The organism is Nicoliella sp. ESL1120 (genome assembly GCF_058508515.1).
In genome coordinates this window covers 1,050,572-1,073,723 of the sequence record NZ_CP196383.1, presented here as the reverse complement: position 1 = coordinate 1,073,723, position 23,152 = coordinate 1,050,572, and the positions used below count along the sequence as shown (strand labels likewise).

At 40.0% G+C, this 23,152-nt stretch carries 26 protein-coding genes; 24 read left to right on the top strand and 2 right to left on the bottom strand.

The features are described from left to right. Positions 1-24: 24 nt before the first annotated feature. The 5 genes from rsgA to ACSYTE_RS04720 all read left to right on the top strand — a co-directional run bounded on the left by rsgA (position 25) and on the right by ACSYTE_RS04720 (position 2,771). Entirely contained in the window at positions 25-906 is an 882-nt protein-coding gene (rsgA, locus tag ACSYTE_RS04740; RefSeq protein ID WP_491716316.1) for a ribosome small subunit-dependent GTPase A, read from the top strand. An 11-nt stretch (positions 907-917) separates the two neighbouring features. Continuing rightward, a complete protein-coding gene (gene rpe / locus ACSYTE_RS04735) occupies positions 918-1,571 on the top strand; it encodes a ribulose-phosphate 3-epimerase (RefSeq protein WP_491717298.1) in 654 nt (217 codons plus the stop codon). Next, positions 1,571-2,221, top strand: a complete 651-nt coding sequence (locus tag ACSYTE_RS04730; protein WP_491716315.1) for a thiamine diphosphokinase — start codon at positions 1,571-1,573, stop codon at positions 2,219-2,221. Before rpe ends, ACSYTE_RS04730 begins: the two co-directional genes overlap by 1 nt. A gap of 76 nt (positions 2,222-2,297) precedes the next feature. Continuing rightward, on the top strand, positions 2,298-2,507 hold the full coding sequence (locus ACSYTE_RS04725; RefSeq protein ID WP_491716314.1) for a transposase: 210 nt from the start codon (positions 2,298-2,300) through the stop codon (positions 2,505-2,507). Between the two features lie 51 nt (positions 2,508-2,558). Continuing rightward, complete coding sequence (locus tag ACSYTE_RS04720; protein WP_491716313.1) at positions 2,559-2,771, top strand: IS3 family transposase; 213 nt, start codon at positions 2,559-2,561, stop codon at positions 2,769-2,771. A 152-nt stretch (positions 2,772-2,923) separates the two neighbouring features. On the opposite strand, the gene ACSYTE_RS04715 is transcribed toward ACSYTE_RS04720, so the two are convergent. After that, the gene (locus ACSYTE_RS04715; RefSeq protein WP_491716312.1) at positions 2,924-3,115 is read right to left on the bottom strand and encodes a type II toxin-antitoxin system RelB/DinJ family antitoxin; all 192 of its coding nucleotides are present in this window, start codon (positions 3,113-3,115) and stop codon (positions 2,924-2,926) included. Positions 3,116-3,233: 118 nt separating this feature from the next. Between ACSYTE_RS04715 and ACSYTE_RS04710 the strand changes: the two genes are divergently transcribed. Then, entirely contained in the window at positions 3,234-3,830 is a 597-nt protein-coding gene (locus ACSYTE_RS04710; protein WP_491716311.1) for a hypothetical protein, read from the top strand. 504 nt (positions 3,831-4,334) lie between these two features. Here ACSYTE_RS04710 and rpmB read toward each other — a convergent pair. Further along, positions 4,335-4,520, bottom strand: a complete 186-nt coding sequence (gene rpmB / locus ACSYTE_RS04705; protein WP_219054488.1) for a 50S ribosomal protein L28 — start codon at positions 4,518-4,520, stop codon at positions 4,335-4,337. Positions 4,521-4,737: 217 nt separating this feature from the next. On the opposite strand from rpmB, the gene ACSYTE_RS04700 reads away from it, so the two are divergent. The 18 genes from ACSYTE_RS04700 (at position 4,738) to rplS (ending at position 23,120) form a co-directional block, all read left to right on the top strand. Continuing rightward, positions 4,738-5,100 carry an Asp23/Gls24 family envelope stress response protein gene (locus ACSYTE_RS04700; protein WP_491716310.1) on the top strand — a complete coding sequence of 121 codons (363 nt, stop codon included), beginning with the start codon at positions 4,738-4,740 and terminating at the stop codon, positions 5,098-5,100. A gap of 34 nt (positions 5,101-5,134) precedes the next feature. After that, entirely contained in the window at positions 5,135-6,814 is a 1,680-nt protein-coding gene (locus ACSYTE_RS04695) for a DAK2 domain-containing protein (protein ID WP_491716309.1), read from the top strand. A 50-nt stretch (positions 6,815-6,864) separates the two neighbouring features. Further along, positions 6,865-8,889, top strand: coding sequence for an ATP-dependent DNA helicase RecG (recG, locus tag ACSYTE_RS04690; protein ID WP_491717297.1), 2,025 nt, complete (start codon positions 6,865-6,867; stop codon positions 8,887-8,889). A gap of 10 nt (positions 8,890-8,899) precedes the next feature. Then, positions 8,900-9,937 (top strand): phosphate acyltransferase PlsX, encoded by a 1,038-nt coding sequence (plsX, locus tag ACSYTE_RS04685; RefSeq protein WP_491716308.1) that lies wholly within the window; start codon positions 8,900-8,902, stop codon positions 9,935-9,937. Between the two features lie 17 nt (positions 9,938-9,954). Next, the gene (acpP, locus tag ACSYTE_RS04680; protein WP_491716307.1) at positions 9,955-10,194 is read left to right on the top strand and encodes an acyl carrier protein; all 240 of its coding nucleotides are present in this window, start codon (positions 9,955-9,957) and stop codon (positions 10,192-10,194) included. Positions 10,195-10,274: 80 nt separating this feature from the next. Then, positions 10,275-10,964 carry a ribonuclease III gene (gene rnc / locus ACSYTE_RS04675; protein ID WP_491716306.1) on the top strand — a complete coding sequence of 230 codons (690 nt, stop codon included), beginning with the start codon at positions 10,275-10,277 and terminating at the stop codon, positions 10,962-10,964. Positions 10,965-11,002: 38 nt separating this feature from the next. Next, entirely contained in the window at positions 11,003-14,539 is a 3,537-nt protein-coding gene (smc, locus tag ACSYTE_RS04670) for a chromosome segregation protein SMC (protein WP_491717296.1), read from the top strand. 5 nt (positions 14,540-14,544) lie between these two features. Continuing rightward, positions 14,545-15,993 (top strand): signal recognition particle-docking protein FtsY, encoded by a 1,449-nt coding sequence (ftsY, locus tag ACSYTE_RS04665; RefSeq protein WP_491716305.1) that lies wholly within the window; start codon positions 14,545-14,547, stop codon positions 15,991-15,993. 64 nt (positions 15,994-16,057) lie between these two features. Next, positions 16,058-16,399, top strand: a complete 342-nt coding sequence (locus ACSYTE_RS04660) for a putative DNA-binding protein (RefSeq protein ID WP_491716304.1) — start codon at positions 16,058-16,060, stop codon at positions 16,397-16,399. A gap of 13 nt (positions 16,400-16,412) precedes the next feature. Next, on the top strand, positions 16,413-17,870 hold the full coding sequence (ffh, locus tag ACSYTE_RS04655; RefSeq protein ID WP_491716303.1) for a signal recognition particle protein: 1,458 nt from the start codon (positions 16,413-16,415) through the stop codon (positions 17,868-17,870). A 59-nt stretch (positions 17,871-17,929) separates the two neighbouring features. Further along, positions 17,930-19,072 (top strand): ATP-binding protein, encoded by a 1,143-nt coding sequence (locus ACSYTE_RS04650; RefSeq protein ID WP_491716302.1) that lies wholly within the window; start codon positions 17,930-17,932, stop codon positions 19,070-19,072. A gap of 14 nt (positions 19,073-19,086) precedes the next feature. Then, positions 19,087-20,340 (top strand): vWA domain-containing protein, encoded by a 1,254-nt coding sequence (locus ACSYTE_RS04645; RefSeq protein WP_491716301.1) that lies wholly within the window; start codon positions 19,087-19,089, stop codon positions 20,338-20,340. Between the two features lie 16 nt (positions 20,341-20,356). Further along, on the top strand, positions 20,357-20,650 hold the full coding sequence (locus ACSYTE_RS04640) for a hypothetical protein (protein ID WP_491716300.1): 294 nt from the start codon (positions 20,357-20,359) through the stop codon (positions 20,648-20,650). Between the two features lie 100 nt (positions 20,651-20,750). Then, positions 20,751-21,026, top strand: coding sequence for a 30S ribosomal protein S16 (rpsP, locus tag ACSYTE_RS04635; RefSeq protein WP_491716299.1), 276 nt, complete (start codon positions 20,751-20,753; stop codon positions 21,024-21,026). A 10-nt stretch (positions 21,027-21,036) separates the two neighbouring features. Beyond that, positions 21,037-21,288: a KH domain-containing protein gene (locus ACSYTE_RS04630; RefSeq protein ID WP_491716298.1), complete on the top strand. Its 252-nt coding sequence runs from the start codon at positions 21,037-21,039 to the stop codon at positions 21,286-21,288. A gap of 71 nt (positions 21,289-21,359) precedes the next feature. Next, positions 21,360-21,875: a ribosome maturation factor RimM gene (gene rimM / locus ACSYTE_RS04625; RefSeq protein ID WP_491717295.1), complete on the top strand. Its 516-nt coding sequence runs from the start codon at positions 21,360-21,362 to the stop codon at positions 21,873-21,875. Then, entirely contained in the window at positions 21,875-22,639 is a 765-nt protein-coding gene (gene trmD / locus ACSYTE_RS04620) for a tRNA (guanosine(37)-N1)-methyltransferase TrmD (RefSeq protein ID WP_491716297.1), read from the top strand. The genes rimM and trmD overlap by 1 nt, the downstream gene beginning before the upstream one ends. Positions 22,640-22,760: 121 nt before the next feature. Continuing rightward, a complete protein-coding gene (rplS, locus tag ACSYTE_RS04615) occupies positions 22,761-23,120 on the top strand; it encodes a 50S ribosomal protein L19 (protein WP_491716296.1) in 360 nt (119 codons plus the stop codon). Positions 23,121-23,152: the final 32 nt, after the last annotated feature.

Genomic DNA, 23,152 nt, shown 5'->3' with positions numbered 1-23,152 from the left:
TAATAAGACAAAAGGGGTGTTTAATTGGCAAAGGGAAGAATTTATCAATCATTGAGCGGTTTTTTTGACGTTCATTCTGATGGCAAGACCTACCGTACACGGGCGCGTGGTAACTTTCGAAAACACGGGATTAAGCCGGTCGTAGGTGATATCGTAGAGTTTGAAAATGACTATATTTTAAGCGTTGCTGAACGCAAAAATGCGCTAGTGCGCCCGCCGTTAGCAAATATTAATCAAGCGGTGGTGGTCACCGCTACGACTGAGGCTGAGTTTAGTATTAATTTATTAAATCGGCAGTTGATTGCGCTTGGTATCAGCCATATCAAGCCAATCATTTATTTTACTAAGTTAGATTTATTAACGCCGAAACGCTTTTCTACCATTCAATCGTTAGCTGATGATTACCAAAAAATTGGGTACACGACAATTTGTGCGCATCAGCAATCTGATGATGATTCATTACAAAATCTAAAAGCACATTTTGCGAACTGTTTAACTGTTTTTATGGGGCAAACGGGGGCTGGTAAATCAACGTTATTGAATAAGATTCTCCCTTCTTTACACCTGGCAACGGGTGAGATTTCTCAAGCATTGAACCGAGGGCGGCATACGACACGTAAAGTCACCTTGATTCCGATTGCAGGTGGATTAGTTGCTGATACTCCTGGTTTTTCATCTTATGATACTTTTGACATTGATTATCGAGAACTAAGGGATTACTTTCCAGAATTTGTTCGCAACGCTCCTGATTGTAAGTTCAGAGGGTGTTTACATGTGAATGAACCTGGTTGTAAAATTAAAGCAATGGTTGCTGATGGTGAAATATTAAAAAGTCGTTACGATGATTATTTACAACTGTTTAATATGCTCAAGAACCGTAAGCCCATTTATAATAAAAAGAAATGAGGAAAATGAAAATGATTAAAGTAGCTCCATCAATTTTAAGTGCAGATTACGTTAATTTACAAAGGGATATTGAAAAGGTTGAAAAGGGTGGTGCTGAATACCTCCATATTGATATCATGGATGGGATGTTCGTTCCAGCCATTTCATATGGACCTAACTGGGTCAAAGCCATCAGACCGATCTCAAAGATGATCTTAGATGTTCACATGATGGTGCAAAACCCAGAACGCTACATCGATACCTTTGCCGATGCTGGTGCTGACTTGATCGGAGTCCACGTTGAATCGACTCCCCATATTCATCGGGCCCTTCAAATGATCAAGAATCAAAACGTGAAGGCCGAAGTAGTGATTAACCCAGGGACTCCTGTGGAAGCAATCAAGCCCGTTTTATATTTGGTCGATCAAGTGTTAGTAATGACCGTTAACCCTGGTTTTGGGGGCCAAAAGTTTATTCCAGAAACCGTTAAGAAGATCGCTGAACTAAACGCCATTAAGAAGGAAAATGGCTATGACTTTGATATTGAAATTGACGGAGGGATTAATGACCAAACCGTCAAAGAAGCCTATGATGCTGGTGCAACGGTAGCCGTTGCTGGTTCATATGTATTTGGTGCTGATGATCCTGCAAGTAAGGTTCAAGCAATTAAGGATGCGACTAAGTAATGGTAAAGCGGATTAACTTGTTAAGTGGCGGTCCGGTCGAAAACTGGCCTGCAGCGATTGAAGAACGCCAAGTTGATGGTGATTGGATTGGCGTTGATCGAGGGACACTACGGTTGATTAAATTAGGCTACGATCCCATTTATGCAATTGGTGATTTTGACTCAATGAGCTCAGCTGAATTGAAGTTAGTCCAAGCCCACGTTCATGGCAATCATCAATCTAATCCAGAAAAAGACGATACCGATACTCAGTTAGGCTTAAAGGTTGCAATTGAACGCTTTCATGCCGATGCAATTGACATTTATGGTGCAACTGGCGGACGAATCGATCACTTTTTGGCGAACTTTTTGATGGTTTTAGAATTACGGTTTAGAGCATACGCGCCCAAGATTCGCTTGATCGATAAGCAGAATACGATTAGTTATTTTTTACCGGGCAAGCACACCATTACAAAAGAACCCGATAAAAAGTACCTGGCGTTCGTGCCGTTGAACAAAATGACTTTAACGCTTAATGATGAAAGATATCAACTAGATCAATATCCAATTCAAAATCCAGTTTCTTTGGCCAGTAATGAATTTATTGGCGAGACTGGCCACTTTGAATTTGATCAAGGGGTCATGGCAGTAATTCAAAGCCGTGACAAATAAAAAAAGACCAGTTATAAACTGTGAAGAGCCCTCTATATGTTGGACAGAAAATGTTCAGCATATGGGGGTCTTTATTTTGGCAAAATATAGTTATGAATTTAGATTAAAAGTTGTTTTAGAATATCTTTTTGGAGTTGGATCAACTACGTTTAACCATAAATATAGCATTGAGGGTGTTGCAACAATCTACTCATGGTTAAAGACGGATAAAAAGTTTGGTAAAACAGCACTATTCAATAATAATGGATGTCATGTTAACCATAAAAGAGCCCAAAGAATCATGTAAAAATACAATTTACAGTGACAACTATAAGGGGAAATGTTTAGATAATGCTCAATGAAATCAATTTTCCATATTATGAAAATTGAAATGATGAACAAGGATTATAATACCAAAAAATCTTTAATCAATGCGATGAAAACATGGATTAAGGATTACAATAATAATAGATTAAAAACTAGGATATTAATCACAAAATCAATATTTGGGATTGATATCCTAGTAAAAAGTATTAGTCCAACCTATTGGGATCATATCAAAATTCTTTGATTACTTGAGCTAAATTAATATGATATTCAGCCTGTAATGCTTCATCTAAAAAGTAATATTCTACTGACATATGATCGCTAAAAGCCATTTGATAGATACGATCATCTGACATTTTCAATATATAATAACAACTATTTGTTGTTCTTGACACTTTAGCATTGACTACTTCTTTGAGTTTTAGATCTCCGCTTAACATTAAAGGGGAGTTCTCTATCTATTACGAGTTGCCTAAAAAATAAATCAATAGCTTTGCTTTGTGTTAATCCAATACTTTCCAGAACTTCTTTAGCTTGATTTTTTAAGTTCTCATCAATTCTGACGTTAAGGTTTGATTTCTTTGCCATTATTCTCCTCCTGTTCTTTTAATGTGAAACACTTAATCGTTTATGCACTAATGAAAACATGATATTATTAAGTTCGTTAGTGTGGTGCTAAATTAATAAAGAGGGGTTGTAAAATAAAATGTTATTAAATTTCGATGCTTCAACCGTTAAAAATATTATCAAGAGACACAATGTCTCTATAATGAAAGGTTTCAATTTAAATTATTTTGATCCAGAATTTTTAAAGAAATTAGCCATAGAAGATTTAACGATATATAACGAAACAAATCACGAAAACGATCAAATAAGCACTGATATAAATTATTCAGATTTAATAGAATATAACCAAGTCAACGAACATGAATACTCATTTAAAATAAATGTGTCAACTGAATTTAAAGGACTTGGTTTAAATCCCGAAATATCATTGATACCAATTGACACAGAAAATTTAAATTCAAAGGGCTTACTTGCACCAATTTTAACAGATGGTGGTTATATTTTTGAAGCACTAAATGATTCATCTGTTTCTGGTATGGACTTTGATTTTTATGCTGGCCGTATAGTAGATGGAATACACGAATACAGCGAATCTACATCTATTGAGTTTGGAAATAAAAAAGATATTTTAATTCCAGTCGGAAGTCCTATTGAAATAACGAGTAAATTACATGACTTAGGTTTTGCCGTTGGTGATTATATGGAAGAATGCTACGAAAACCAAATATTGGATTAAGTTTTTTCTTTTCCATGCTTCAGATAATAAATCTTATGTAAAGTAACGATACATTTGTAACTTTTTGTATCGTTACTTTATTTATTTGATTTTTCTCGATTACATTTACGCCAAAGCATTTGTAAATTATCAATCCGTTGAACCAGGCATTAAAAAGCATCCAGAACATTGTTAAGCATTCAATTGTGCATATTGATCAAGGAATTCAATATCGGAATGATAGTTGGAAGCTATTCATTCCATGTCCCTTAAGGGAACATATTTAATTGATACTCAAATGGAATCATTTTTTCATATCATGAAAATTGAAATGATGAACACGCATTATGATACCAAAAATCCTTAATCAATGCGATGAAAACATGGATTAAGGATTACAATAATAATATATTATTAAAAAAACTAGGATACCAATCACCAAATTAATATTTGGGATTGATATCCTAGTAAAAAGTATTATTCCAACCTATTAGGGTTAGAATAATACTTTTTTATTTAAAGTCATTAGACACGAGTAACCTTACCTGATTTTAAGGTACGGGCACTAACCCAAACTTTTTTAGGTTTGCCATCAACTAAAATCCGAACTTTTTGCAAATTTGGCTTCCAGCTACGACGTGAAGAATTTAAGGCGTGAGAACGCTTGTTACCGAAATGGGTTCTCTTACCGCTGATAAAGTCTTTAGCCATGATAATGCCTCCTTACATTTATTTTTTATTCTTTGTTTTAATACACTACAATAATTTAGCATATTATCAGTCTTTTTGCAATACTTTTCTTTCAAGTATTTTTACTTGACAGCTTCATAAGTCAAATTCGGGTTCAACTCTTTTGATTGTGCAGTTCTTGTGGTAATATTAGTAATTGTTTATAGTGTATTTCGAATCTTTTAAGGAGGCTATTGGATTGGCCGTTAAAATTAAGACAAAGTATGGAATTGTTGATATCAGCAGTGAAGTAATTGCTTCAGTGGTTGGTAGTGCAACTACTGATAATTATGGAGTCGTAGGAATGGCTAGTAAAAAGCAACTCCGTGATAATGTCAATAGTATTTTAAGAAATGAAAACTACTCAAAAGGAGTAGTCGTTAAACAAGAAGTGAATGGGATTGCGATTGAAGTAAACATCATTGTTAGCTATGGGACTAAGATCTCTGAAGTATGTCGTAATGTTCAATCAAAAGTAAAATATAATTTGGAAACCATGCTTGGCATTACTGCCAACGCAGTTAATGTGATAGTCCAAGGGGTTCAAGTTTTAAACGATTAAATCTAAACTTACCTCTTGTCTAGGGGGATATCAATTGATAGTAACGGAAATTGACAGTCATCAATTCAGAAAGATGATTCAAGCGGCCGCAGCAACGCTTAAAAACAATGCTGATTTTATTAACTCTTTAAATGTGTTTCCAGTGCCAGATGGCGATACTGGAACGAATATGAATTTATCATTAGCTAGTGGTGCGCAATACGTTGCCAATTCGAATAGTAATTCCGTTGGTGAGCTAGCCGAATCATTAGCAAAGGGGCTCTTAATGGGCGCACGGGGAAATTCTGGAGTGATCTTATCACAAATTTTCCGCGGGTTTGCTAAATCGGTTAACAAAAAGCCAACCTTGGATGCTAAGGATTTGAACGATGCGCTAGTCGAAGCTACTAAAACTGCTTATCGTTCTGTGATGAAACCAACCGAGGGGACCATTTTAACGGTCATTCATGGGGCAGCCGAAAAAAGTCGGGAAGTCTATTCCTCCATGGATGTTGCTGAACTCATGGATGTGGTTAGTGATGCAGCCGATGCTGCATTGAAGACGACTACCGATTTATTACCAGTCCTAAAGCAGGTCGGCGTGGTCGATTCTGGTGGCCAGGGACTAGCATTTGTACTTAGGGCGTTCGCTGATTCATTGAACGGTCGGGAAGTATTCGTTGCCAAAAACGATCCTACTGATGCAGATGTGGCTGAAATGATTGATGCTAAGCATCACAAGAGTGTGCAGGGTGAAATCGATCCTGCTGATATTAAATATGGTTATTGTACCCAGATAATGGTCAGAATTGGGCATGGTAAGCAAGTTGATCAAAAATTTGAATACCAACCATTCTATGATTACCTGGCTAAGCTGGGCGATTCCTTATTAGTAATTAACGATGATGAGATCGTTAAGGTCCATGTTCATACTGAACACCCTGGAAAAGTCCTAGCTTGGGGGCAACAATTTGGTGATTTAGCAACGGTGAAGGTTGATAATATGCGCCTTCAACAAGAAGATATCATCAATAATGATGCTGACGATGAACCCACTAAGGATGAAATCGACCGTCCAAATGATACGGCGGTCATTGCCGTTTCCAGTGGGCAGGGGATTGGCACGCTCTTTAATAGCTTGGGCGTTACCGATTTGATCAACGGGGGGCAAACAATGAACCCTAGTACTCAAGATATCGTTGATGCGATCAATAATTCACATGCACAGCGTGCGGTGATCCTACCTAATAACAGCAATATCTTTTTGGCAGCCGAACAGGCAGCTAAGGTTGCTAACGTGCCGACCGTTATCGTTCATACGAAGACGGTTCCGCAGGGGATGACTGCAATGTTGGAATATGATCCATCAGCCGACTTAGAAAAGGTAAAAGCCGCCATGGAAGCTAATTTAGAGTTTGTCAAAAGTGGTGAAGTTACCCAAGCAGTTCGGGACACCGAATTGGATCAGGTTCACATTAAAAAGAATCAATACATGGGAATTGTAGATGGTAAAATTACCGTTACTAGTTCGAATATGATCGATGCTGCGACCCAAATGGTAAAAGCAATGTTAGATGAAGATAGTGAAGCAATCACCATTATTTACGGAAATGGTGCGAATGAACGTGAAGCTCAAAAGTTAAAGGATAAGATTATGAAAATGGATGAAGACCTAGAAGTTGAAATCCATGAGGGTGATCAACCAATCTATCCATTTTTAGTTTCTGTTGAATAAAGGTAATTAATCGGAATTATTTCCGATTTTTTTATTCGGAGGTGGTTGAAATTACTAATTTGAATGACGCAGTTATCAATTTGGACGGAGTTGGTCCTAAAAAAAAACAGGTATTGAATAGTTTAGGCATTAAAACGATCAATGATGTTTTGAATTATTTTCCGTTTCGTTATGATAATTTCAATGTTCAATCATTATCTGAAATTCCGCCACAATCACAAGTTACACTGCGGGGGCTGGTCTTAGACCAACCACAGATATTCAGATATGGTTATAGGCGGACGCGGTTGACCTTTTTAATGCAAGTTGAAAATAATGCGATTCGGGTCCATTTTTTCAATCAACCATGGTTGAAAAAGCAAATCACCACCAATCAGCCGATTGTTATTTTCGGGCGTTTAGACCTGCAAAAATTATCGATGGTGGGAATGCGAATTATTAGTACCACGACCAATAAGATGGAGCCAATTTACTCTGTAAATAAAACGATCAAGCAATCGACCCTAAAAAGTTTAATTCAAGAGACCTACGATCAATATCAAGATCAAATAGAAGAAATACTGCCATCATCTTTGCGTGAACGCTACCAACTAGAATCACATCGCCAGGTAATCCATGATATGCATTTTCCAGCGACGCTAGAAGACTCTAAGCTAGCGTTGCGCACCGCTAAGTTTGAAGAATTTTTTATTTTTCAAATGCGGATGCAGTTATTACGATTGCGTGATCATGATTTTACAGGGGTTAACATTAATTACGATCGGAAAGCCGTTGATGCGTTCATTGAGCACCTGCCATTTGAATTAACGGGAGCGCAGTCAAGGGTGGTTAATGAAATTCTTGCGAACTTGAACAATCATTCCCAAATGAATCGATTGCTACAGGGGGATGTGGGTAGTGGTAAAACGATCGTTGCAGCGATTGCGATCTATGCTGCGGCTACTGCAGGGTACCAAAGTGCTTTGATGGTCCCAACTGAAATCTTAGCGGAACAACATGCTAATGGTCTATCCCGCATTTTTGCTGATCTCCCCCTTTCGATTGTATTGTTGACAGGTGATACTAAACCAGCGGTTAGAAGGGAAATCCTTCCCCGCATAAAGAGTGGGGAAGTGGATCTTATGATCGGGACGCACGCTTTAATTCAATCTGACGTTGAATTTAAAAACCTGGGGTTAGCGATCATTGATGAGCAGCACCGCTTTGGGGTTAATCAAAGAGGAGCACTTCGGAAAAAGGGGGATGCGCCTAACGTTTTGACAATGACTGCGACCCCGATTCCCCGAACGATGACCCTGACTGCTTATGGAGAAATGGATGTTTCAGTAATCGACGAGCTGCCGGCTGGCAGAAAGCCGATTATTACCTATTGGATCACTAGTAACCAGTTCACCAATGCACTGCCTTTCATCTTGGAACGCTTAAATCAACATGCGCAAATGTACGTAATCGCACCGTTAATTGAAGAATCTGAAAAGTCTGACATGCAAAGTACTGAGTCGATTTTTGAAATGCTGGAAAATTACTTACCAGGATTTAAGATCGGCTTGTTGCACGGTCGGATGAAGGATGAAGAGAAAAACGCCATTATGGATGCCTTTAAAAAACAAGCATTACAAATCCTGGTTTCAACGACCGTGATCGAAGTCGGGGTTGACGTTCCAAATGCTTCATTGATGCTTATTTTTAATGCCGATCACTTTGGGTTAGCCCAATTGCATCAATTAAGGGGGCGTGTCGGTCGTGGCGACAAACAATCCTATTGTATTTTGGTTGCCGATCCTAAAAATGAAGTTGGTAAAAAACGAATGGCAGTCATGGTCGACACCACGAATGGTTTTATCGTTGCTCAAAAGGACTTAGAGTTGCGTGGTTCAGGAGATGTCATGGGTCGCCAGCAATCGGGACAGGTGCAATTTAAGGTCGGAGATCCAGTAGCCGACTTAGTAATGCTTTCATATGCACAAATGGAAGCTAAAAATATCGTCAGCGATCCCGAATGGACCGTTCAGACTGATAATTTACCGTTAGTTAAATATTTAAATGATGAATCGCTGAATGATTCGTTAGATTAGGAGAGATATGATGAAAATTGCTGTTGATGCAATGGGTGGCGATTATGCACCTACTGAAGTTGTAAAGGGGGTTGAAATGGCTCGTGACCTTTATCCAGATATGGAATTCCAATTATACGGTCCTAAAGATCAGGTCGAGCCATTAGTAGCAAATAATGAACGGATTACACTAATCCATACTGACCAGGTGATTGAAATGGGTGAAGAACCCGTTAAAGCGATCAAGAATAAAAAGGATTCGAGTATGGTCCAAGCCGCACAAGCCGTTCATAATGGGCAAGCTGATGCATTTTTGTCGGGTGGTAACACTGGTGCATTACTAGCTGCTGGTTTGTTCATCGTTGGTCGAATCAAGGGAATCGAACGGCCCGCATTGACTACAACGTTACCGATGGTCGAGGGGCCAAATGATAAGTTTGTAATGCTCGACGTGGGGGCGAATGCTGATTCACGGGCATTCCATCTATACCAATACGCATTTATGGGAAGTTACTATGCTGATGCCGTCTTAGGAATTAAAAACCCACGGGTGGGGCTTTTGAACAACGGGACCGAAGCCGATAAGGGTGACAAGTTGCACAAGGCCGTCCACGAACTCCTGGCTGCCAACCACGATCTTAATTTTATTGGTAACGTTGAATCCCGTGAATTATTGAACGGGGCTGCTGACGTTGTTGTCACGGATGGTTTTACTGGGAACGCTGCTTTGAAGAGTACCGAAGGAACTGCATTGACGATGCTAAATTTGATCAAAAGTAGTATAATGAATGGTGGTTTAAAGGATAAGCTGGGTGCTTATTTCCTTAAGGATACTTTTAAGCAAATCAATACGAAGTTGGATTATTCTAAGTATGGCGGTGCGGTTTTGATCGGGGTCAAGGCGCCAGTCGTAAAAATGCACGGCAGTAGTAAGGCGACTACCGTACGGAATACTTTAGGACAAATTCATACCATGGTCGAATCCAATACGGTCGGTCAGATTGTTGATTACTTTAGCGCCCATGCTGATGCAATGAAGGCAATTAAGCAAGAAGCAAAGAATAACTAAATTGGTGAGGGATAACAATGACAAAAGATGAAGTTTTTAATAAAGTAGCTGATATGATTGCTGATCAATTTGAATTTGATCGCAGTAAGGTTACTGGTTCTTTGAACTTTAAAAATGATTTGGATGCTGATTCGATTGATTTTGTTGAATTTGTTTTGAACTTAGAGAGTGAATTTGGCGCTAGTATCGATGATGACGATGCTGAAAAATTAAATACGGTCGATGAAGCCGTTGATTATATCGTTAGTCATTCTTAAAACATTAGAATACATTTAAAGGGGGCGATTACTTTTGGTAATCGCTTTTTCTTGAATTAATATTAGGAGTGAAATTAAAAATGGATGCAGTCTTTGATAAAGAATTAGCGGATAACTATGGAATTAAATTTAATAACGAAACGCTGCTGGATGAAGCATTTACACAAGCTTCATATGTAAATGAACACCCTGGCCATCATTTAAAATTTTACGAACGAATTGAGTTTCTTGGGGATGCTGTTTATGAACTAGTGGTTTCTGAATATATTTTTAAACGGTATCCCAATTTACCTCAAGGCCAATTAACCCGTTTAAGAGCAGCGATGGTAAATGAACAAAGTTTTAGTAGCTTTGCTCGTGAATGTCATTTTGATAAGTATATTCGATTGGGGCACGGCGAAGAAAAGGCGAACGCGCGGAATCGCGACTCATTACTTTGTGATATTTTTGAATCATTTATTGGGGCAGTGTACTTAGATCAAGGGATGGAACCGGTAGTTCGGTTCTGCCATAAGGTCATTTTCCCAAAACTGGACGCAGGTTGGTTTGATGAATTTTTTGATCATAAGACCGAACTACAGGAAAAAGCACAGGTCAACGGGCCAGTGGCGATCGAATACCACTTGTTAGATGAAAATGGTCCCGAAAATCACCGTCGTTTTAAGGTTTCTGTTACCATTGATGGGAAGGAATATGGAATCGGTAGTGGCCATTCCAAAAAGAATGCGGAACAAGGAGCTGCTAAGCAGGCGCTCAAGCACTTTAATTAATCTTTATAGAATGGGGTATTATTTTGAAACTAAAATCAATGCAATTAGTTGGTTTTAAATCATTTGCTGAAAAGACAACGATTGACTTTCAAAGCGGTTTAACAGCAATCGTTGGACCGAACGGGAGCGGCAAAAGTAACGTGATCGAAGCAATTCGGTGGGTCTTAGGTGAACAATCTGCTAAACATTTACGTAGTACTAAAATGACAGACGTGATTTTTTCTGGTTCTAAGAGTCATCGGGCTTTGAACCGTGCTGAAGTAACCCTAACTTTTGATAACTCCGATCACTATTTAAATACGAATTATACTGAAGTAACAGTAACTAGAAAGTTATTTCGTAATGGTGATAGCATTTATTATTTAAATCAAAAGGAGTGTCGGCTAAGGGACATTAATAATTTATTGATGGACACTGGGGTCGGGATTGGTTCTTTTTCGATCATTTCACAGGGAAACGTTGAGGCCATCTTCAATAGTAAGCCAGAAGAGCGGCGTAATCTCATTGAAACGACCGCTGGCATTTATAAGTATCGCCAGCGCAAACAGTTAGCCGATCATCGATTGGGCGAGACCAATGATAATTTGAGTCGGGTCAATGATATTATTTTAGAGTTAGAATCACAGGTCCAAACGTTACGGACCCAGAGTAAAGCGGCAAGTGAGTACCAACGATTACAAGCATCGCTTGGTCAGTGGCACCAAAAGCAATTAGCTGGCAATGCACAACGATTCGTGGCTGAGTACACGGCAAATGAAAAAGCATATCAAGAAGCAGACAAACAGGTAAAGGCTTTGAATCAAGCAATTGACAGTTTGAGACAACAAAAGCAAGGCATCCAAGCCCAACTAGACGAACTGACGATTGCTCAAGAAAAATCACAATCAAAGCTGCTCAAAGCGACTAGTCAAATGGAGCAATATAACAGTCAAATTAAGTTAGCTTCCCAGCAATCAACCTTTAAAACGGAGCAGTTAACCAATGCTAAGGCTGACTTAGAACACCTCGTATCACAGTATTCAGAAATTGAAAATCAAGTCATTACAGCAAATGAGGCTCAAACGACCCAACAAAACATCATTGAACAACATCAAGCTCAATTAAAGGCTTCACGGGTAAAACAACTAGCCGCCAAGCTAACGACCGTTAACGAGCAATTGACATCGTTTAGAGATCAATATTTAGAATTATTGCAACGGTCAAGTGATCTTAAGAACCGTTTGAATTATGCCAGCAAGGATAGCGAACAATTTCATCGCCAGCAAACAGCGATTAACGCAAGGATTACTGATAATCAAGCTGCAGTCGAGAAGCTCAAAGGACAGCTCCAACGGCTAAAAGATGCCTTGGACACCAAACAATCTGCCTTGCATAAGATTAATGATCGAATTGCTAGTAATAACTCACAAGTGCAAAGGTTGCGTCAATCGGCTGATCATAACCAAAGTGATTGGTATCGAGCGTTGCAAAAAAGTCAAGAACTCAAGGCTAATCGGGATGGATTGGTTGAGTTTCAAAATCAACATGGCGGCTATCTTCAGGGCAGCCGTAATTTGTTGAACCATCGCGATGAGTTGAACGGCATTATTGGCTCCGTTGCTGACTTTTTAGATGTTGAAAGTGACTACGTGAATGCAATTGAAACTGCATTGGGCAGTCGGCTGCAACAAATAATGGTAACGGATAATCAAAGTGGTCGAGAAGCGATTCAGTTCATGACGGTTCATAAACTGGGGCGCGTCACGTTATTGCCGATTAACAGCTTGACTAATCATTCCGTCCCGCCAGCCATTTTAAAGCAAGCGGAACGAATCGAAGGCTTTGTTGCTGTTGGAAATCAGTTGGTCCAAATGCCTGCTCAGTATCAATTAGTGCGTGATTATTTGTTGGGAAATGTTTTGGTGGCAGTAGACCTAGCGGCAGCGATAAAAATCGGGACTGCGATCAACCATCGGTTTCGGGTAGTCAGCTTAGATGGCCAGGTTGTTAATGCAGGAGGATCAATCACCGGTGGGGCGAACCAAAAACGGTTCACTGGGATGCTAGTTCAAAAGGAAAAGTTGCATCAATTAAATCAAGCTGTTCAGGAATCGAAACAAAAGCTAGCTTCTTTAGAGCAATCAGTTAAAACCAGTCAAGCTGATTTAAAACAAGCTCAACAGCAAAATGATTTAGATCAACAAAATCAACTAGCGCTTAAACAGGATGTTCAAATGTTGAGCGGACAGGTGCAACAGCTGCAAACGACAATTGAAAATAAGCAACGCGAGGCTGCTAGTCAACGCGTTAATTTACAAACGTTAAGCGCTAATTTTGCGCAAGCTGCCGATGTGGATTTTAAAGATGAACTAGCAGCGGTTAACAAACGCATTTCAGAAAACCAATCCGCTGTAAAACGGGCAAATCAAGCTAAGCAGGACTTAGAACAACAACATCAATCAGCGCTAAATGATGAGCAAACCAAAAGAGAACAACTACTATTGGCCCAGTCAGAGGCACGGCACGTTGAACAAAAGATCACCGATTTGAATGCCCAATTAGCAACTAACCAAAGCCAACAGATTAAGTTGAACCAAACAATCGAGCATTTAAATGAACAAATTAATGGTCAATTGACTAGTGCTGCTTTAAATAATAAGATTGGCGTTGTTAAGCAAAATCAAGCTGATTTAAAACAGCAGATTGCAGATACAAAGCAGTCAATAACCAAATTAAAGCAAGTACTTGCACCGATTGATGAGCAAATTACTCAAAAACAAGATGCATTGTTGCAGACCCAATCTACCGTTGAGCATTTAAAACAACGGATCCAGACAACGACCGCTCAGTTAAAATCAGTGCGGACGCTCGCCAGCCAAAAATATGGACTGACTTTGCAACAGTTAGTTGATTGCACCGTTAATGAGGATTTAAAAGCAATTAACCAACGCATGACGAAGCTTCAAACACAAATCGAAGCCTTAGGGCCAGTCAATATAAATTCAATCACGCAATTTGATGAGGTGAATGAACGCTATCAATTTTTAAAACAACAGGCTGATGATTTGATTCAATCGAAACGCCAATTAGAATCGACGATGAACCAGATGGATGCCACCGTTAAGCAACGGTTCAAAACGACTTTTGATCAATTACAATCAGCATTTCGCACCACCTTTAAGGAAATTTTTGGTGGCGGGGATGCTAAGTTGAAACTGACTGATCCGCACCATCTTTTAACTACTGGGATTGAGATTATGGTCCAACCACCTGGAAAGCGCTTTAGAAGCATGTTATTGCTTTCGGGTGGTGAACGTTCATTAACCGCAATCGCACTGTTGTTTTCGATTTTAAAGCTGCAACCAGTGCCATTTGTAATTTTGGACGAAGCTGAATCAGCACTAGATCCTGCTAACGTGGATCGGTTTGCACGCTACATCCAAAGGCTAAGGGATCAGACTCAATTTATCGTGATTACGCATCGGAAGGAAACGATGGTTTATGCTGATAATTTATATGGGGTCACGATGCAAGACTCTGGCATTTCTAAGGTCTTGACGGTCGATTTAAAAAACGCGCAAGCAACGAAGGGATGATATAAATGGGATTATTTGATATTTTTAAACGTCGCAATAAAAAGAAAGATCAACAATCTGAAGCAGATCAAGGGGAATCCAAAAATGCTCAATCTTCGGTTAGTGTTGAATCTAGTAGCGCTAGTTCAGCCAGTCAGACCAGTAGTGAGCAAAGTAGTGACTCCTCACAAGCAATCGCAACCAGTTCAGATGCAGTTAGTGAATCTGAGTCTTCAGCAAGTACCGAACCCGTTACTAGCAGTGAAGAAGCGGTAGATTCTTCTGCTAGCGGAGAAGTTAAATCTGTCGAATCAACGCAATCAATTGAGCCAAGTGCTAAAGCAAGTTCAACTAGTTCTGAAAATGAATCTGTTGAATCAAATTCTTCACTTCAAGACCTTGAATCTTCTTCACAATCAAGTGAAGATTCGGCGCAATCAGCAACTGCGGCTGATGAAGAACATGTTGAACCACAAGAACCACAAGAACCACAAGAACCACAAGAACCAGAAGAATCACAAGAACCAGAAACTGAACCGCAAGAAGAAGCCACTAAGTATGAACATGGGCTTGCCAAGTCGCGTTCATCATTTGGGCAACGCTTGAATAAGCTCTTCGCTAACTTTAGGTCCGTGGATGAAGAATTTTTTGAAGACCTGGAAGATACGTTGATCGAATCCGATGTTGGTTTTGATATGGCGGTCAATTTGACTGATGAACTTAGGGATGAAGTGAAATTAAAAAACGTTAAGTCCAGAAATGAAGTTCAAAACGTCGTAATTCAAAAGTTGATCGAACTATACGACCAAAATGGCAATGGTGAGACCAATCAGATCAACTTTGCTAAAGAGGGACCGACCGTGATTTTATTCGTGGGGGTCAACGGGGTGGGTAAAACCACCACCATTGGTAAGATGGCAAAGCTGTATCATGACCAAGGCAAGAAGGTCTTGTTGGCTGCTGCTGATACATTTAGAGCCGGTGCGATTCAGCAACTAGACGTTTGGGCCAAGCGTGATGAAGTTGACATTGTTAAGAAACCTGAAAAAAGTGATCCCGCCTCAGTCGTCTTCGATGCGGTCCAAAAAGCCAAGAAGGGGCAATACGATGTTTTATTCGTTGATACAGCTGGACGGTTACAAAATAAAGTTAATTTGATGAATGAGCTTTCCAAGATGAAGAAGATCTTGACCCGTGAAATCCCAATGGCGCCCCATGAAGTAATGTTAGTATTGGATTCTACGACCGGTCAAAATGCATTGAATCAGGCCAAGTTGTTTAAGCAGGTGACCGATGTAACCGGAATCACGTTGACGAAACTAGATGGAACCGCTAAGGGTGGAATTGTGTTAGCAATTAGAAACGAGTTGCATATTCCAGTCAAGTACGTCGGATTAGGTGAACAAGTTGGTGACTTGCAACCATTCAACGCTAGTGACTTTGTTTATGGATTGTTCAAGGGGTTATTAAAATAATTGACGGAACGTCGTTAGATTATGTATTCTATAAGCTAAAGGAATCTTAACTGGGGGCATCGCTTTGGAATTATCGAAGAATTACCGAATTAATTCGTTATTATCGTTTTATGAACCATTACTGACGAATAAGCAGAATAGCTATATGCAACGCTACTATGTTGATGACTATTCATTGGGAGAGATTTCAGAAGAGTTTTCAATTAGCCGCCAAGCAGTTTACGATAACATCAGGCGGACTGAATTGATTCTTGAAAAGTATGAATCTCAACTCCACCTTTATCGTGATTTTGTGTCGCGCAACCAGAAGACTGATCGCATTAGGGATTACGTTAAGGTTAATTATGCTGCCGATGCAAAGTTAGTGGGATTAGTAGCTGATTTAGAAAAAATAGAAGAAGAATGAAAGTGGTGAAATAATGGCATTTGAAGGTTTAACTGAACGACTCCAAAAAGCCATGCGAAATTTACGGGGCAAGGGTAAAGTTAGCGAATCTGACTTAAGAGCAACCATGCGTGAAATTAGATTGGCGCTATTAGAAGCTGATGTTAATTTTGGCGTGGTTCGGTCATTTGTTAAAAAAGTCCAAGCACGTGCTAAGGGTGCGGATGTTTTAGAGGGATTGAACCCCGCTCAACAGATCGTTAAAATCGTTGATGAAGAATTAACGAAGATGATGGGTGAGACGGCAGTTCCCCTTAATAAATCTGATAAAATACCGACCGTGATCATGATGGCTGGTTTGCAAGGGGCCGGGAAAACGACGACAGCCGGTAAGTTGGCCCTTAAATTAAAGGATGAACAAAAAGCCCGTCCGTTAATGATTGCAGCTGATATATATCGACCAGCTGCCATTGACCAATTACAACAGGTTGGTCAACAAGTTGACGTGCCAGTCTTTGCAATGGGGACCGATGTTGATCCGCGTGAAATTGTTGAAAAGGGAATGGCACAGGCCAAGGAAAATCATAATGACTATGTGATTATTGATACCGCTGGTCGCTTGCAGATCGATGAAAAACTAATGGATGAGTTAAAGGACATCAAGGAAATGGTGCATCCCGATGAAATTCTATTAGTGGTAGATGCGATGACTGGTCAAAACGCCGTTGAAACTGCCGAAGGTTTCAATGATGCATTAGACGTGACCGGGGTCGTATTGACGAAGTTAGATGGTGATACCCGTGGTGGAGCTGCATTGTCCATTCGGGCCGTGACCGACAAACCGATTAAATTCGTTGGACAGGGTGAAAAGCTAACCGATCTAGATGTTTTCCACCCTGATCGAATGGCTTCACGGATTCTTGGGATGGGTGATATCCTTTCGTTGATCGAAAAGACCCAAAAGGATTATGATCAAAAGCAAGCCGAAGAGATGGCTGAAAAGATGCGTGAGAACACCTTTGACTTTAACGACTTCTTGGATCAGATGAAGCAGATTCAAAAGATGGGGCCCCTAGAAGACATCATGAAGATGATTCCAGGGATGGCGAATAACCCAGCTTTAAAGAACGTTAATATGGATCCAAAGGATATTGCACACATTGAAGCGGTGATTTATTCAATGACTGCTAAGGAACGTGAAGATCCAGATTTGTTGAATCCATCCAGACGTAGAAGAATTGCAAGGGGGTCAGGGAGACCGATTCAAGAGGTTAACCGCATGATCAAGCAGTTCAATTCGATGAAGAAAATGATGAATAAGATGTCGAACGGCAACATGTCCGGGATGGAAAACATGATGCAAGGCCTTGGTGGCAATACGCCCGGGATGGGTGGCGGCATCGGTGGCAAACTGTCTAACCTTGCTATGAAACGAATGGCACGTAAAATTAAAAAGAACAAAAAACGCCGCAATAAGAAGCGGAAAAAGTAATTTAAAAAGTCATTACCGCTTACCTGTGGAATGGCTTTTTAATTTGGGAGGGACTTAAAATGGCTTTAAACTACCAACAAGTATTAATGGCTGCTAATGTAGTGATCAAGGCGGGGAACGTCCCGAACATTGTCGGTGAAGCTGGAATTGGTAAATCAGCATTGGTGGCTGATTTAGCAAGCCAAAATGGTGCTCGATTATTTACGACCGTTGTCAGTTTATCTGAAAAGGGTGACCTAGCGATCCCAGTACCACCGCTGACCAGTGATTCATTTATTGAGACGCAAGCCTACGGAAAATTAGCTGACGTTCAATTCGGTTATGCTCACCAGTTGATCGAGATCATCCAATTTGCGGAAAAGCACCCCACACAGCCCATCTATTGGTTCTTAGATGAATTCAATCGGGGTAGCCAAGGCGTTCAAAGTGAATTGATGAACTTGGTGTTGCAACGCTCGATCAATAGTTTACGCCTGCCTGATCAGGTCCACATTATCATTGCTGAAAATCCAGATGCGACCATGAGTGGTTTTTCAGATAGTGAATACCAAGTATTCGGTGGTGATGATGCCATCAAGGATCGGACCGTTCGCCTGGTAATGAAAACCGATATTAACGATTGGCTAAATTGGGCGCAATCAGATGCGCACATCCACCCACTGATTATTAGTTATTTAAAACAACATCCGACGATGCTCAGTACTAAAATCAGTGGGGATGATCTTTTTCCAACGCCCAGAGCATGGGAGCGTCTGTCTAATAATTACTTTGAGCTATTGAAACTGCCCGTTGAACAAAGGCAGTTAATTCAACTAGATATTTTTGCTGGTGATATTGGTAATCAGGCTGCCGTAGCACTTCATGAATTTTTAAGCCAAAGCGATCGAAGCGTCATCGCTGATCAGTTGTTTGAAATTGAATTGCCAGCCGCGCTTCAGCAGTTTATTAATTTAGATCAAGTAGCGCGGGTGAATGTCCTTAAGGTAGCGATTCAAAGGCATTTAGAGCTAACTAGTGATTTTGTGAAGCGGCTCCTTAGATTAATGGAAGACGTTAATCCAGATGGTCAATATGCTTGTTGCTTAGCATTGGTCGATAATCCAGAGCAAATTGAGCAGTTGTATCAGGGGGCTAAGGCCGATCGAATCGGTTATCAAGCATTGTATCGACAAATTGAGCAAGTCGGTTTTGATAACCTTTAGTGGGGGTGAGTGCAATGCAAGTAGCCAATCGCTTAGCTGCTTTACAAAACAATGCAGACGATGCAGAAAATCAGATCGATCTCATTATTAGTGGGCAGTTGATTCAAATCCTTAAAACCACGCGGTACTATGGTGAATTATTATTACAGCTCCCCAGGAGGTTCGATGGTGCTTTTCAGGGGGCCATCGGCATTACTTGGTCCGTCGATCGAATTGTTATTATGATCAACCCCAATCGGTTTTGCAAGGCCAACTTCACGGCTGATCAATTAGACTTGGTATTAAAGCAAATTGCTTTGCACCTAACATTTGCCCACCCCCTGATGTATCCACGGGTGAACCAGTTGAATCAATTAGCGTGCGACCTCGTCGTTGATCAATACCTCGATGATCGATTGTTAGCACAGGTAAATTTTCAATTCGGATTGAATCTACCCGATCAAATGGGTTCGCATTACTATTTGACCCAATTAGCACGAATTAAGCCTAGCAATCAGCAGTCATCGCAAAGGCAAGTAGCGGCGCTAATGCACAAGCGTCGCCAAAAATATGATGCCCATTCTGGTTGGCAAGCATTCAATGAGCAAGAACGGGCTTTACAACGAGGCCAGTTGCAACAAATGGTCAACCGTGCTTGGCGACAGACACCGACTAAGCAACGTGGCACCATGCCTGGAAACGTAGTTGCAGCGATCGATCATGACGCTAAGGCCCCTAAGATAAAAGATTGGCGCCATTTATTACAAGTGGGGTTAGGGATGCTACCATTTGAAAAGCAGGATTCAAGGGCCCGCTTTAATCGGCGCCAGGGATACCGAATGGAACTAGCTGGTCAAATTAGCAATACGATCAGAAGGATTAATATCTTTGTCGATAATTCTGGTTCGATGGGCGACCAAGAAATTAGTCGGTTGTTAAATGAAATTAGCCGATTTTTGAACCAAACAGCGGCCCTAGTGACCATTTATAGTTTTGATTCGGTAATTCATTTTAAAGCTAGCTACCATGCTAATAATGGTCATCAGATTAAATATCAACGAAACGGTGGCGGTGGAACGAGCTTTCAAGCGATATTTGATTTTATGAATTCACAACGTAATAAGTTTAATGATACTTTAACCATCATCATGACAGACGGTCATGGGGAGAAGTCAATCAACGCGCATGACTTTAAAAATATCGTGTGGATTTTAACCACGCCAGTAAATGAGTTTTCGCTCCGAAATTCATTTCCAGGACGAATGATTTCAATTGATTCAAAACGATAGTTGAGGAGGGGTTTCAATGCAATTATTAGATCCAACAACATTAAAATCATTATTTAATGGTGATCAAAAGATTAAACGTGCATTTTATTTGCTAACCGACCAATGGCAATTAGTTGATGATGATAATCCGTTTATGCCTAATCAGATCACACCAGAGATCGTTGGGCTTGCCAAGCAGTTGTTAGCGACAGAGTTGATCGATGCTAAGGTTGACTTTAACGATTATCAATCGGTCCAAGCCTTTATTATGCGTAATAATAGCTATATCGATTCGGCGGCTAAGGCAAGCCTTTTGGGTCGTTTCGAATGATGAGTTGAAAAAAATCAGTGGTGTAAAGAAAAAAACCTTTACATCTTGTTGAATTACTGATATATTATTATTTGTTAAAAGAAATATAGGAGGTGTTTGAATGTCAGTTAAAATCCGTTTAAGAAGAATGGGTTCAAAGAAGCGTCCTTTCTACCGTGTCGTTGTCGCAGACTCAAGAAGTCCTCGTGATGGTCGTTTCATCCAAATCGTTGGTACTTATAACCCACTTACTCAACCATCACAAGTTAAGCTTGAAGAAGACGATATCTTGAGTTGGTTAGGTAAAGGAGCACAACCTTCAGATACTGTTCGGAACTTATTATCAAACGCAGGTATCATGAAGAAATACCACGAATCAAAATCCACTAAGAAATAAGTGATTAGTAATGACGACTAATTTTGACAAGTTAATTAAAACAATCGTTAAACCTCTGGTGGAACATCCAGATGATATTACTATTCAGCATAATGAGACTGACCGGTTTTATGAATATCATTTACAAACCAACCCTAAGGACGTGGGAAGAATCATCGGTAAAAAGGGCCACATTGCCCAGACGATTCGGACCATTGTCTACAGTGTCCGTGTTAATGGTAATAAACGGGTTAGATTGATTATTGAAGATGGTCAAAAATAAGGCTCTTAAATAAAACCACTGGTTTTATTTAAGAGTTTTTTTAGTTCAATTATAGAAGGCAGGTAATTATCATTTCATACTATAACATTGGTAAAATCGTAAATACCCAAGGAATTCGTGGCGAAGTACGGGTCATTTCAACGACCGACTTTCCAGAAAATCGGTTTGTGGTCGGTAACCAAGTGACCGCCTTTTTGGCAAACGGGAAGCAAGTGGAATTAACGATCGATAAGGTTCGGACACAAAAGAACTTTGTCATCCTGCATTTTAAGGGGTTGGATTCGATCAATGATATCGAATTTTTAAAACCATCCACACTTAAAATTACTGATGCTCAATTATCGGCAGATGACCTAGCAGAGGGTGAGTATTATTATCACCAAATTTTGGGCTTAGCCGTATATGACTTAGCTGATAATTATTTGGGTAAAATCACTGATATTATGGATACCGCAGCAAACGATGTTTGGATCGTTACCCGCGAAAATGGTAAAGAGTTACTTTTACCAAAAATAAACGACGTAATTAAAAGAGTTGATCTAGATCAACAACGAGTAACCATTGATTTATTGGAGGGCTTAGAATAATGAGAATTGACGTGCTTAGCATTTTTCCACACATGTTCGATGGTCCAATGAAGGAATCGATCGTGGGTAAAGCCATTGAAAAGGGTATTTTAGACGTGCATGTGACTGATTTTCGTGATTATTCCACCAATAAACACCATAATGTTGATGACTATCCATTTGGTGGTGGTGCTGGAATGTTATTACAGGCCCAACCTGTATTAGATGCATTTGCGGCGACCCAAGCAGCTGCTAAAAAAGATGCTCATTCTACTGGGCGAGTGATTTTAATGGATCCTGCTGGCAAACAATTTGATCAAGCAGTGGCTGAAGACCTCTCCAAAGAAGACCATCTTACTTTCATTTGTGGCCATTACGAAGGATACGATGAACGCATCAAGACCGTAGTTACCGATGAATATTCAATGGGTGATTTTATCCTGACTGGTGGCGAGCTGCCAGCAATGACAATAATTGATGCAACATCCCGCTTATTGCCAGATGTTTTAGGAAATCAGGAGTCCGCTCCTGGCGATTCCTTTTCAACGGGGTTATTGGAATATCCCCAATACACCAGACCAGCTGATTTTAGGGGGATGAAAGTTCCAGACGTATTGATTAGTGGAAATCATCAAAAGATTGCTGAATGGAAGCAAAAAGAGGCGTTAAGAAAGACGTTGTTAAGACGGCCAGATTTAATTGATTATGCAAAGTTAACCGCTGAACAAAAAAGGTTATTAGCTGAGGTCAAAATAGAAGAACATCCAGACCCAGATTATGATTAATCGCCTTTACAATCATTACGGTCTGTGATAATATTATTTTTGTTGTATTTAACACCAATTAAAACGGTATTCCGCTGTTAGAATCTTTGACATGAATGCTAGTTGAAAGGAAGATATATTTATGCGTCAAAATAGTTTAATCGAAAAGATCAATGCTGATCAATTAAAATCTGATGTACCAGATTTTCGTGCAGGGGACACTGTTCGTGTTCACGTTAAGGTTGTTGAAGGAGACCGTGAAAGAATCCAATTATTCACTGGTGTTGTAATCAAACGCCGTGGAGCAGGTATCCAAGCTACTTACACCGTTCGTAAGACTTCAAGTGGTGTGGGTGTGGAAAGAATTTTCCCACTTCACTCACCACGAGTTGAAAAGATCGAAGTGCTTAGATTAGGTCGGGTTCGTCGTGCTAAGCTTTACTACTTACGTGAACTTAGTGGTAAGTCTGCTAGAATCCCAGCAACTCGTCGCAAACGTTAATTTAAAAATTAAACAAGATAACCACCAACTCA